The organism is Streptomyces sp. NPDC045026 (assembly GCF_056432625.1).
On the sequence record NZ_JBWKIS010000046.1, the window covers coordinates 1 to 12,115 of the forward strand.

The window sequence follows — 12,115 nt, forward strand, 5'->3', positions numbered from 1 at the left end:
CGCACGAGATCGGACTCGCCCTTGCGGTGCTCGTGCAGGACCTTCAGCTGGTCGGCGGAGCCGGTGTAGCGGATGTTCTTCATCCGGCCGTCGACAGTCCAGATCGAGACGGTGCGAGCATCGCTCTGCCAGGACAGGCAGCGGTCGTCGAACGGCTGCGCCGCCTCGGACCGGAAACTGACCGGACTGCTCATCGCCCTGCGGTAGCGCCTCGAGGTGGCCTTGCCCAGGAGCCCCGCCCTGGCCTGAGCGGCCAGCGTGGCGTAGGCGTCGACGACCTTCTTCACCACCCGCACCGCGGGCTGCGCGGACAGTCCGAAGGTCGCCTTGATGTCCGCGTAGAGGAGTTTCTGCAGGCCGTTGCGGTCCTTCACACCTTTGTCGAACGCGACGGATGCGACGTGGGTAGCGGCCCGGTTGCAGGCGCGCAGGGTCGCTTCCAGAGCCGCCGCCTGCTCGGGCGTCGGCAGCAGCTTGACCTGCACCACCAGCTTCATGACACGTGACGCTACGACCACCTGTCGTACGTCCACACGACTTTCGCATTCCTGTCCGCGATCCGGTGACGCCTGGACGAGTGTTCGCTTTTCCCGGCTCCGCCGGACAGGACCGATCGCGGGCGCTCCGCGCGCTCCCACTACCTACCGGGATGCGGCGACGCTCCGCGTCGCGAACACAGGAGTCGATTCCTCCCCGGCGTGAACGCCAGGGCCTCCTCGACAGAACCAGGCGAACAAGTTGCGGTCCGGGTCGCACTTCGCCGGGTCGGTCGGCGGGGCGCCGTTGTCGATCGTGAGGCAGTACACAGAGCAGCAGAACCGCCCGGCGTGACCGCCGTCGTGGGCGCGGGTCAACAGTGCAGATCCGTGCCCACGGCCGAGGTCAGAGCGGGCTGAAGATTCGCTTCACCCCGCCCTGAAGGGCGGAGCACTGCGAATGATCCCGGTAGCCGCCCCACACCGACGCGATCTGCATCCACTGAGCAGGCAGGTGAGAGTTGTCCCAGCGCCCGCCCGCATCTCATCCTGCGTCGACCGGCTGTTTCCCGAGTGCGCCTTTATATCGGGCAAACAGGGTTCTCGCGGGACTCTCAGGGCACGCTCAGGTGGCTCTCATGAACGCGGCTCAGGCTTGCTTCCATGACCGAGAGCTTCCGCCGAAGCGGCGAGTACCCCCAGGGCCAGCAGCAGCACTCGCAGTCCCCGTACCCGGGGACCCCCGAGGCGGGCGGCGCTTTCCCGCCTCCGCCCGCGTACGACCCGCCGCAGCCGGCGAACGCCGCCGCGGGTTCGCAGATGTGGCCCGCTCCGGTACCGGAGGGCTCCCCCGCGCCGCCCGCACCGCGGCGGCGACGGGTCAAGGGTCCGCTCGGCCTGCTGGCCGCGGTCGCCATCGCCGCCGCGGCCGTCGGGGGCGGCACCGCGTACGCCTTCCAGGAGCTGACCGGCAAGGACTCCACGTCCACGAACGCCGGGGCGAGCGTCGTGCCCACCAGCCAGAAGGGCACCGTCTCCGGCGTCGCCGAGGCCGTCAGCCCTGCCATCGTGGAGATCAGCGCGACCTCGAACGCGGGCAGCTCCACCGGCTCCGGCGTCGTCATCACGAGTGACGGCGAGATCGTCACCAACAACCACGTCATCTCCGGCGCCTCGACGGTCAAGGTGCGCACGAGCGACGGCAAGACCTACACCGCCGAGGTCGTCGGCACGGACGCCAAGAAGGACCTCGCCCTCATCAAGCTGAAGAACGCGTCGGGCCTCAAGACCGCGTCCCTCGGCAACTCCGACAACGTGAAGGTCGGCGACGAGGTCGTCGCCATCGGCTCCCCCGAGGGCCTGACCGGCACCGTCACCAGCGGCATCGTCTCCGCCCTCGACCGCGACGTCACCGTCTCCACGGACGAGGAACAGCAGCAGCAACAGCAGGGCGGCGGCAGCGACGGCCGGTGGCCGTTCGAGTTCGGCGGGCAGCAGTTCAACGGCGACACCGGCTCGTCGAAGACGACGTACAAGGCCCTCCAGACCGACGCGTCCCTCAACCCCGGCAACTCCGGCGGCGCCCTCATCGACATGAACGGCAACATCATCGGCATCAACTCCGCGATGTACTCGGCCAGTTCGGACAGCGGGTCCGGATCGTCGGGCGCGGGCAGCGTCGGTCTCGGCTTCGCCATCCCCGTCAACACCGTCAAGGCCGACCTCGACTCGCTGCGCAGCGGGGGCACCTCCAACAGCTGACCCCGCCGGCCGACCCCGGCCGCGCGCCGCCGCGCCGCACGCACCCGTAGAGCCGCCGTGCGAGGCTGATACCGGCCCCGCACCACCGTCCGCACCCCGAGGAAGCCCGCCCATGAGCCCCGCCGAAGGCGACCGCGAACCCCAGCGCATTCTCATCGTCGACGACGAACCCGCCGTCCGCGAGGCGCTGCGGCGCAGCCTCGCCTTCGAGGGGTACGGCACGGAGGTCGCGGTCGACGGCGCGGACGCGCTCGACAAGGCCGCCGCGTACCAGCCCGACCTGGTCGTCCTCGACATCCAGATGCCGCGCATGGACGGCCTCACGGCCGCCCGGCGGCTGCGGGCCGGCGGGTCCCGCACCCCGATCCTGATGCTCACGGCCCGCGACACCGTCGGCGACCGCGTGACCGGGCTCGACTCGGGCGCCGACGACTACCTGGTCAAGCCGTTCGAACTGGACGAGTTGTTCGCGCGGGTACGGGCCCTGCTGCGGCGCAGCGCCTACGCCTCGGCTGGCGGCCCGACGGACGACGCCGGTGACGTCCTGTCCTTCGCCGACCTGCGGATGGATCTCGCGACGCGCGAGGTCACCCGCGGCGCGCGCACCGTCGAACTGACCCGCACGGAGTTCACGCTCCTGGAGATGTTCCTCGCCCACCCGCGCCAGGTCCTCACCCGCGAACAGATCCTCAAGGCGGTCTGGGGCTTCGACTTCGAGCCGAGCTCCAACTCCCTGGACGTGTACGTGATGTACCTGCGCAGGAAGACGGAGGCGGGCGGGGAGCCGCGGCTCGTCCACACGGTGCGGGGCGTGGGGTACGTGCTGCGGGCCGGGGGCGCGGAGTGATCAGTCGGGTCCGTGCGCTGCCCCTGCGGTCGCGGCTGGCGTTGCTCGTCGCTGTGGCGGTGGCCGTCGCGGTGGCCGCGGTCTCGGTCACCTGCTGGGTGATCGTGCAGAAGAAGCTGTACGCGGAGGTGGACGACCAACTGCACTCGTCGGGCAAAACGCTCCAGGCCGCCGAGATCAACGGCCTCCTGCAGAACTGCAGCCAACGGCCCAGCGACCGTCCGAGCGCCCTGCGAAGCACCTCCTACGCCCAGCTGGTCAAAGCTGACGGCACCCCGTGCGTCTTCCCCAATTCCCGCGGCACCGTGGAGGTGACCAGCATCGACAAGGCCGTGGCGCGTGACCCCAACCCGGGCGTCGAGACCTACCGCAACGGCACGGACACCGACGGACACCCCGTCCGGGTGGTGACCGTCCCCGTCGTGCTCGGCGGCCCCGGTCAGCCGGTGCTCGCCGGAAACGCCCTGCTCATCGCCCTCCCCCTCCAGGACACCCAGTCCACGCTCAACGAACTCGCTCTGGTCCTCCTCCTCGTCTCCGGAATCGGCGTCGTCGGCGCCGGGGCCGCCGGACTCTGGGTCGCCCGGTCCGGGCTCCGCCCCGTCGACGAACTCACCGACGCCGTCGAGCACGTGGCCCGCACGGAAGACCTCACGGTCCGCATCCCCGTAGAGGGAGACGACGAGATCGCGCGGCTGTCCGCGTCCTTCAACTCCATGACCGCGTCCCTCGCCTCGTCGCGCGACCTCCAGCAGCAGCTCATCGCCGACGCCGGGCACGAGCTGCGCACGCCCCTCACCTCCATGCGCACCAACATCGAACTGCTCACCCGCAGCGACGAGACCGGCCGGGCGATCCCACCGGACGACCGCAAGGCGCTGATGGCCTCGCTCAAGGCCCAGATGACCGAACTGGCCGCACTCATCGGGGACTTGCAGGAGTTGTCCCGTACGGGCCTTGCCGCAGGCGACGCGCCGCTCAAGGTCGTCGCCCTGCACGACACGGTCCGTACCGCGCTGCAGCGCGCCGCGCTGCGCGGGCCCGAGCTGAAGATCACGTCCGAGCTCGCCCCCTGGTACGTACGGGCCGAGCCGGCGGCCCTTGAGCGCGCGATCGTCAACCTGCTCGACAACGCGGTGAAATTCAGCCCGCCCGGCGCCACTGTGGAAATCCGGTTGATGCGGGGCGAGTTGACGGTACGGGACCACGGCCCCGGCATCCCCGCCGACGAACTCCCGCACGTCTTCGACCGGTTCTGGCGCTCACCGACGGCCCGCGCACTGCCGGGCTCGGGCCTCGGCCTGTCGATCGTGGCCCGCACCGTACAGAGCTACGGCGGCGAGGTCGCGCTGGCCCCGGCGGAAGGCGGCGGCACGGTGGCGGTCCTGCGTCTTCCGGGGGCGCCTACGCCGCCGCCGGATGCCGATCACAGCGAGCACGGCGGGAGCGCCGACGCAGGTCAGTGAAAGGCTGAGCATCCCCGCCGCGTCACCTCGGCTCCCGTACGTCACCGACGAAGGCGGCCCAGGCGCCCATGCCGAACACCAGGGCCGGGCCCACAGCGGTGCTGAGGTCAGGACTCCGCATCATGATCTGTGCTCCCCCAGTGCGCCCCTGCTGAACGCGAGTGACTCCGGCGGGGACAATGCCAGATCCCAAAGGCGATCGCAGGACAGGTGAGCCTTCAGGACCTCCTCCTGATCCTCGGTCAACTCGCTGCGCCCGTTGCCCTCCTTGTAGGCAACGGCCATCCCGTCCTTCTGCCACAGCAAGGCCGACGTCCCGCTCATGTGGTGGTGGGCGCCGGCAGCAAAGGGCAGCACCTTCAGTGCCACATGCCGCCACATCGCGACGGCTTCAATGCGCAGCAGCTGGTCGTCCCAGGTCTGGGCGAGCGCGGCAGGACGACGGGACGCGAACTCGTCGCTGATGATGCGGACTTCAGGGGCCGGAGAACGCTCCAAGAACTGCTGACGCCCTGCACTGCGGGACGCCCTGCGCGTGGCGGAGAGCCTCGGGGGCGCCCGCGGGGAGGCTGCCCACGACTACGGCGTCGCGGAGTGAACAGAGTGAGCAGAGTCAGCCGAACTGAACGCCTTCAGCGTCATCGTCGCCTGGTCGGGCACCGTGCCGCCGCCCGCCTGGTGCAGCCCCGCGTACACGCCCCCGCGTCGCAGCAGCTCTCCGTGCGTGCCGCTCTCCACCACCCGTCCGCCGGCCACGACCAGGATCCGGTCGGCGTCGGGGGCGAGCGCGAGGTCGTGCGTGATCATCAGGGTCGTACGGCCGTTCATGAGGCGGCGGAGCGGCTCCACGACCCGGCGGGCGGCCATGGCGTCGAGGCCGGCCGTCGGCTCGTCCAGGACCAGGACGGGAGCGGCGCGCAGCATCGCGCGGGCGATGGCGATCCGCTGGAGCTGGCCGCCGGACAGGGCCGCGGTGCCGGGGTCGATCGGGGTGTCGTAGCCCTCGGGAAGTGAGGCGATGAAGTCGTGGGCGGCGGCCGCGCGGGCCGCCTGCTCGATTTGCTCGTCACTCGCCCAGGAGCGGCCACAGGCGATGTTCTCGCGGACCGTGCCATGCAGGATCAGCGTCTCCTGGGGCAGGAGCGTGACATGGTCGCGGAGGAATTCGAGCGGGACGTCGGACAGCGGAACGTCGTCGAGGCGTACGGCGCCCGCGTCCGGATCGTAGAAGCGGAGCAGGAGCCGGGAGAGCGTGGACTTCCCCGCGCCGCTCGGGCCGGTGACGAGCACCAGTTCGCCCGGCTGCACGGCGAAGGAGACGCCGGTGAGCGAGTCGTCCGCGGCGCCCGGGTAGCGGAAGGTGACATCGTCGAACGAGATCCGGCCCTGCACCCACCACGGTTCGACGGGCGCGGCGGGGTCCGTGACGGCCGGGCGGGCGCTGAGGATCTCCAGCAGGCGCGCGGCGCCGGCGGTGGCCGCGGTGAAGGTGAGGCCGAGCTGGCCGAGGTTACGGATCGGCGGGTAGAGGTAGCCGAGGAAGGCGGCGAAGGCGAGCAACTCGCCCAGGGTCATGCGCTGTTCGGCGATCTCCCAGGCTCCGAAGCCGATGACCGCGAGCACGCACACCGTCTCGACGACCTCGACGAGCTGCTCGTACAGTTCGCTCGCCCGCGCCCCGCGTACCGAGGCCCGCATCCAGGCGCGGGCCTCCTTGTCGAGGCGCTGTTCCTCGGCGCGGCGCCGGTTGTAGGCCTGGGTGAGGACGATGTTGCCGAGGGACTCCTCGACGACCGAGGTGATCGCGCCGTCGGCGGCCCGCTCGTCCTGTGAGGACTCCTTGATACGGCCGGAGAAGCGGCGCGCGGCGAGGAGGAAGAGGGGCGCGAGCAGGAAGGTGACGAGGGCCAGATCCCAGCGCATCCAGAGGGCGGCGCCCGCGTAGAACACGGTGGAGAAGAGCGCCGCGACCGTGCCCACGACGCCGGAGACGACGAGCGCCTCGATGGACTCCACGTCACCGGTGAGCCGTTCCACGAGGTCACCCCGGCGGTGGCGCTGGAAGAAGTCGGGCGGCAGGTCCTGGATGTGCCGGAAGACGTGGGCGCGCAGACGCAGGACGAAGCGCTCCGCGGTCCAGGTGGCGAGCGAGTTGCCCAGGTATCCGACGATCGCGCCGAGCACCGCGACACCGAGCCACTGGCCCGCCGGATTCCAGAAGGCGGATACGGAACCGGCTTGCAGGGCGTGGTCGGTGAGGTTCGAGAAGATCAGGATCGACGCGGTCTCGGCGACTGCCGAGACGATCACGCACAGGATGACGGCCAGCAGCCACTTGCGGTCCCCCCGCGTCAGCGGCCAGAACCGTCTGAAGGTCAGCCCGACTCCGCCGGACGTGTGCAGGCTCGGCACTGGACTCCTCTTTACTCCGTGGCCTTCTGTGGCAGTACGACCGCGGCGGGCCCCCGGAAGTACGTCCGGGGACCCGCCGTTGGCGATGGGGCGAAGATCAGCCCTGCTGCGGGCCCACCGGACGGCGCGGGGCCCTCTTGGCGGCCGGCTTCGGGGCGGGCTTCGCGGGGTGCTTGTGCTCGTGCGGCTTCGGCGGCGCGGGCTTGCGAGCGGGCTTCACCGGGGCGATCTTGCGGAAGCTCATGGAGCTCTCCCTCTTCATGCGATGCAGATGACTGACACAGATGAATTCTGTGACTTCTGACGCGTCGGCCGCGTGGCCAGTGCGGCTCTCGACGTCGGCGACATTACGCACCGAACGCCAAGGAAATACAAGGCCAGGCAAAGGGCGGGCAATGCATGTGCGAGAACGGCATTTACTCAGCCTATCGACAGCCTTTTGACGGTCAATTGACAGCCGATTAACGCCTTTTCCAAGGCTGCGCACAGCGTGCATTCACACCGCGCCTACACCCCTTGGCGCGGGGGGCTCAGCGCCCCTGGCCGCCGACCGGACGGCGCTTCGGCGCGGCGTTCGGGGCCGGCTTGGCGTGCCGGTGAGCGGCCGGCTTCGCCTTCGGGGCGACAGGCTTGCGGTTCTTCTTGACCGGGGTGATCTTGTGGAAGCTCATGGGGTTCCTCTCTGAACAGCGAATGCTTAGCGAATGCCTTTCCGTGTCGTGCCGCGTCCGGCTCGACACGGAAAACATTACGCGCCACACGGAGCGGAAATCGCCAATTCCGATGAGATTCCAATTAATCGAGACAAAGGGAATTCACGGACACATTCACAGCGATTACCGGGAACCGCCCACCGCAAGTCCGGAGCCCGTCAGGCCGACCCTGATCCCGTCCTTCTCGACCTTCACGTCGCTCAGCCGGACGTCGCCCGTCCCGTCGCCCGGCAGTTTCGGCAGCCGGAACGCCAGCGAGAGCCGGTCGGCGAGTTCGGGGCGGGTGAGCCGGGTGAGGCCCTGGAGCAGGGCCGGGTCGAGGCCGAACTTCTTCAGGAGCGCCGGGTGCGCGAGCGCGAGGTCGACCAGGTTCAGGGACATCAGCTGGTGCACGAAGCGCGGCGAGCCGGTGAGCTCGCTCAGCCGCCGGTCACTGCGCAGCGCCTCGCGCACCGCGGAGTCGGGCACGCCCAGCCGGTGCACGAGCGACGGCACGGACAGCAGGGCCTTCGCCTTGGCGGTCTCGGTCGCGAGGCGCGCCACCGAGCGGCGGCTCAGGTGCAGGCCCTCGGAGGGACGCGTGCCGGGCCGGTACGTGGCGAGGTCGCCGATGTCGAGCCGCATGCCGCCGATGTCGGTGGCGATGCCGGTGTCACCGATGCGCCGGATCGTCGCGTCGGCACGCACCTTCAGGTCGTGTCCGGCGACGGGCAGCGTGCCGCGCGCGAGGATCCGGTCGCGGCCCCGGCCGCTGAACGTGACCTGGGATGCGCCGAGTTCGCGGTTCAGGTCGTCGAAGGTGAGCAGGACCTCGCCGGTCATGTCGCCGATGCGGGCGCCGCGCACATCGGTGGGTCCGTCGCCTTCGATGCGGACGTCACGGATGGTCGCGGACACCTTGGCGAGGGAGACGCGGCTCGCGGCGACGTCGGGGACGGTGACCTTCACCTCGTCCAGGCGCCGGTCGGCGAGCTGCGTGAGGAACGGGAAGCCCTCGATGTCGACCTCGGGCGCGGCGCTCAGATGCAGCTGGTCCTTGAGCCGGTCCGCGGCGCGGTGCTCGGCGTAGAGGAGGGCCCAGCGGTCGCCGAGGGTGAGGAACGCGGAGAGGACGACGAGTCCGACGACGGCCTTCGCGGCGAGCGGGAGTCCGGCGAACCTGGTGCGGCGGCGGCTGCCGCGGCGGTGGTTGGGCGGCGCCCACTCGACCTCGCCGGGCTCCTCCTCGTACAGGAACTCGTCGAGCGGATTGTCCGCGAGGGCGCCCAGTTCGTCGTACGGGTTGTGCGGCACAGTGCCCGATGGAACGGATTCCTCCGTGCGTACATCAGACAGTTCGGCGGACGCGGACTCGGACGTGAACGTGGCTATGCGGTGGGGGGAACGCATCGTGAGATTTCACCATACGAACCAACCCCACCGCTAAGCATTACTCCCAGTAAGGGACGGTTTAGGTCCCCAACCCGGCCGTGCGATACGTCACTTCACGACGGTGATGCGGTCCGCCTTCGGGGGCGCGATCGGTGACGTGGCCGACGAGTTGGCCGTCAGGTAGTCGTTGAGCGCCTTCAGGTCGTCGTCACCGACCAGCGGGTTCTTGCCCTGGCCGAGCGCCGCGAAGCCGTCGCCGCCGCCCGCGAGGAACGAGTTCATCGCGACGCGGTAGGTCGCCGCCGGGTCGATCGCGGCGCCGTTCAGCTTGATGGAGTCGACGACGACCCGGGCCGCGCCCGTCTTCGTCATGTCGAGCGTGTAGGTCAGGCCCGCCGACGGCTGGAGGATCTTCGGCGAGGACTCATTGGAACCGCTGACCTGCTGCTGGAGCGCGGCGATGACCTGCGCGCCGGTCAGGTCGGCCAGGTTCACGGTGTTACTGAAGGGCTGCACGGTGAAGCCCTCGCCGTAGGTGACGACGCCGTCGCCCTCGCTGCCGCTCGCCTTGTACACGAGGTCGGAGCGCACGCCGCCGGGGTTCATCAGGGCCAGCGAGGTCTTCGGGTCGAGGGTCTTGGCGTGCGCGAGCTGCGCGTCCGCGATCAGATCGCCGAGCGGCGCCTCCGGCGTTTCGGCGCCGCGGCCCGGGATGTCCGCCGAGATGTACCCGACGGGCCGGCCCGCGACGGGCGCAGCCATCTTGTTCCAGCGGCCGATGAGCGCGGTCATGTCCGCGGCCTTCGGCTGCGTGCGGCTCACCACGTGGTTGGCCGACTTCACCGACGTACGCACGATGTCCTTGGTGCGGCGGTCGTACGTCAGCGTCGTGTCCGTGTAGAGCTTCCCGTACGAGGACGCCGAAGTGACCAGACGGGGCTTGCCGGACGGGTCGGGAATCGTGCAGACATAGGCGTTGTGCGTGTGGCCGGTGACCAGCGCGTCGACCTTCGGCGAGATGCCCTTGGCGATGTCGACGATCGGGCCGGAGATGCCCGCGCCGCCGCTCGGGGAGTCGCAGTCGTAGTTGTACGAGCCGGAGGCCGGCACGCCGCCCTCGTGGATGAGCGTGACGATCGACTTCACGCCCTGCTTGTCGAGGATCTTGGCGTACTTGTTGACGGTCTCGATCTCGTCGTGGAACTTCAGGCCCTTGACGCCCTCGGCGGAGACGATGTCGGGGGTGCCCTCCAGGGTCACGCCGATGAACCCGATCTTCACGCCGTTGTGCTTCCACACCCAGTAGGGGGCGAGGATCGGCTTGCCGGTCTTCTCGTTCGTCACATTGGCGGCGAGGTAGGGATAGTCGGCGCCCTTGAACTTCTTGCCGTCCTCGAAGCAGCCGTCCTTGGGGTGGCAGCCGCCGTTCTGCATGCGCGCCAGCTCCGTGGCGCCCTCGTCGAACTCGTGGTTGCCGACGCTCGTCACGTCCAGGTCGAGCTTGTTCATCGCCTCGACGGTGGGCTCGTCGTGGAACAGCCCCGACAGCAGCGGGCTGGCCCCGATCAGGTCGCCGGCCGCGGCGGTGACGCTGTACGGGTGGCTCTTCCTGGCCGTCCGCAGGGACGTCGCGAGGTACTCGACACCGCCCGCGTCGACCTTCCTCGTGGTGCCGTCCGGCAGGTTCTCCGTGACCTGGCCCGACGAACCGGCCGGCGGCTCCAGGTTGCCGTGGAAGTCGTTGAAGGAGAGCAGCTGCACGTCGACCGTGTGCCGGTCCTTGCCGCCGTGGTGCCGGTCCTGCGTGGCGTTCGCGGGCAGGGCCGCGACGAGCGCGCCGACGGTGGCGAGCCCGGCCGCCACGGCGAGTATCCGCGATGCGGGGCGGCGTCCGGGCCGGTGCGGTGCCGGCGGAGACTGCGGTGGCAACGGGTTCATCGGATTGCGTCCCCCTGTGTGGGTGCCGTGTGGCGACGGTGGTGGCGGTGTGCCGTGACCAAGTCGGCAGCCTAAGGTCAACGCGCGTAGCACAACAGGTGTTTGCCGGTTACGAGCTGGTTGCCATCACTCGGCGCAAGCCCGTCGCGGGCCCGTCGCCGTACCCTCTTGTGCATGACCAGCGACGCCGTGCCCACCGCCCCCGACCGCCAGATCGAGACGCTCACCGCCCTCACTCCCGACCAGGCGGAAGCCGTCCTGGAGATCCTTGCCGACGCCGCCCGTGCCGACGGGCAGCAGGCGGTGTCGGAGCAGGGCAGGCTGCAGCTGCGCGGCGGCCCCAGGGAGGGCGTGCGCCACTTCCTGCTGAAGGTCGACCGCGAGCTGATCGGGTACGGCCAGCTGGAGGACACCGACCCCATCGAGGCCCCGGCCGCCGAGCTCGTCGTGCACCCCGCGCACCGCGGGCACGGGCACGGGCGGGCGCTCGGCTCGGCGCTGCTCGGCGCGTCCGGCAAGCGGCTGCGGGTCTGGGCGCACGGCGGCCACTCGGCGGCCCGGCACCTCGCGCAGGTCCTCGGCCTGACCCTGTTCCGCGAACTGCGCCAGATGCGGCGCCCGTTGGCGGAGGGCCCCTCGCTCGCCGAGCCGGTGCTCCCCGAGGGCGTCACCATCCGGGCCTTCGTGCCCGGCGAGGACGACGCGGCGTGGCTCGCGGTGAACGCGGCGGCGTTCGCCCACCACCCCGAGCAGGGCTCGCTGACCCAGCGCGACCTGGACGACCGCAAGGCCGAGCCGTGGTTCGACCCGAACGGTTTCTTCCTCGCCGTGCGGGAGGGCGACGGCGAGGTCATCGGCTTCCACTGGACCAAGGTCCACGCCGAGGAACAGCTCGGCGAGGTGTACGTCGTCGGGGTCGCGCCGGGCAACCAGGGCGGCGGCCTCGGCAAGGCGCTCACGGCGGTGGGCCTGCGGCATCTGGCGAGGTCGGGCCTGCCGACGGCGATGCTCTACGTGGACGCCGACAACAAGCCGGCGGTCACGGTCTACGAGCGCCTCGGCTTCGTCACGTACGAGACGGACCTGATGTACCGCACGGAGTCGTAGGTCGTAGCCGGTCGCAGAACAGCA

10 protein-coding genes and 3 pseudogenes are annotated in these 12,115 nt (G+C 70.2%); 5 read left to right on the plus strand and 8 right to left on the minus strand.

Annotation, left to right across the window (positions count from 1 at the left end):
- Window positions 1-497: pseudogene (locus AC07EJ_RS44145) on the minus strand (RNA-guided endonuclease TnpB family protein); the annotation flags it as partial.
- Between the two features lie 241 nt (window positions 498-738).
- On the opposite strand from AC07EJ_RS44145, the pseudogene AC07EJ_RS44150 reads away from it, so the two are divergent.
- The 4 genes and pseudogenes from AC07EJ_RS44150 to AC07EJ_RS44165 all read left to right on the plus strand — a co-directional run.
- A pseudogene (locus AC07EJ_RS44150) lies at window positions 739-831 on the plus strand (IS200/IS605 family transposase); the annotation flags it as partial.
- Between the two features lie 308 nt (window positions 832-1,139).
- Entirely contained in the window at window positions 1,140-2,237 is a 1,098-nt protein-coding gene (locus tag AC07EJ_RS44155) for a S1C family serine protease (protein WP_478886353.1), read from the plus strand.
- A gap of 112 nt (window positions 2,238-2,349) precedes the next feature.
- On the plus strand, window positions 2,350-3,084 hold the full coding sequence (locus AC07EJ_RS44160) for a response regulator transcription factor (protein WP_393586574.1): 735 nt from the start codon (window positions 2,350-2,352) through the stop codon (window positions 3,082-3,084).
- Window positions 3,081-4,550 carry a sensor histidine kinase gene (locus AC07EJ_RS44165; RefSeq protein WP_389480776.1) on the plus strand — a complete coding sequence of 490 codons (1,470 nt, stop codon included), beginning with the start codon at window positions 3,081-3,083 and terminating at the stop codon, window positions 4,548-4,550. The genes AC07EJ_RS44160 and AC07EJ_RS44165 overlap by 4 nt, the downstream gene beginning before the upstream one ends.
- 22 nt (window positions 4,551-4,572) lie before the next feature.
- Here the strand turns inward: AC07EJ_RS44165 and AC07EJ_RS44170 are convergent, their stop codons facing one another.
- From AC07EJ_RS44170 to AC07EJ_RS44200, 7 genes and pseudogenes are all read right to left on the minus strand, one after another.
- A complete protein-coding gene (locus AC07EJ_RS44170) occupies window positions 4,573-4,674 on the minus strand; it encodes a DUF397 domain-containing protein (RefSeq protein ID WP_389480779.1) in 102 nt (33 codons plus the stop codon).
- Window positions 4,671-5,084: pseudogene (locus AC07EJ_RS44175) on the minus strand (Scr1 family TA system antitoxin-like transcriptional regulator); the annotation flags it as partial. The pseudogene AC07EJ_RS44175 and the gene AC07EJ_RS44170, both read right to left, overlap by 4 nt.
- Window positions 5,085-5,129: 45 nt before the next feature.
- Window positions 5,130-6,962 (minus strand): ABC transporter ATP-binding protein, encoded by a 1,833-nt coding sequence (locus tag AC07EJ_RS44180; protein ID WP_478886354.1) that lies wholly within the window; start codon window positions 6,960-6,962, stop codon window positions 5,130-5,132.
- A gap of 97 nt (window positions 6,963-7,059) precedes the next feature.
- A complete protein-coding gene (locus AC07EJ_RS44185) occupies window positions 7,060-7,206 on the minus strand; it encodes a hypothetical protein (protein WP_478886355.1) in 147 nt (48 codons plus the stop codon).
- A 286-nt stretch (window positions 7,207-7,492) separates the two neighbouring features.
- The gene (locus AC07EJ_RS44190; RefSeq protein WP_478886356.1) at window positions 7,493-7,633 is read right to left on the minus strand and encodes a hypothetical protein; all 141 of its coding nucleotides are present in this window, start codon (window positions 7,631-7,633) and stop codon (window positions 7,493-7,495) included.
- 165 nt (window positions 7,634-7,798) lie between these two features.
- Window positions 7,799-9,064 carry an LmeA family phospholipid-binding protein gene (locus AC07EJ_RS44195; RefSeq protein ID WP_478886357.1) on the minus strand — a complete coding sequence of 422 codons (1,266 nt, stop codon included), beginning with the start codon at window positions 9,062-9,064 and terminating at the stop codon, window positions 7,799-7,801.
- Window positions 9,065-9,154: 90 nt separating this feature from the next.
- Window positions 9,155-10,984: a bifunctional metallophosphatase/5'-nucleotidase gene (locus AC07EJ_RS44200; protein ID WP_478886358.1), complete on the minus strand. Its 1,830-nt coding sequence runs from the start codon at window positions 10,982-10,984 to the stop codon at window positions 9,155-9,157.
- A gap of 174 nt (window positions 10,985-11,158) precedes the next feature.
- Between AC07EJ_RS44200 and mshD the strand changes: the two genes are divergently transcribed.
- On the plus strand, window positions 11,159-12,091 hold the full coding sequence (gene mshD / locus AC07EJ_RS44205) for a mycothiol synthase (RefSeq protein ID WP_389480796.1): 933 nt from the start codon (window positions 11,159-11,161) through the stop codon (window positions 12,089-12,091).
- The last annotated feature ends 24 nt before the right edge of the window (window positions 12,092-12,115 follow it).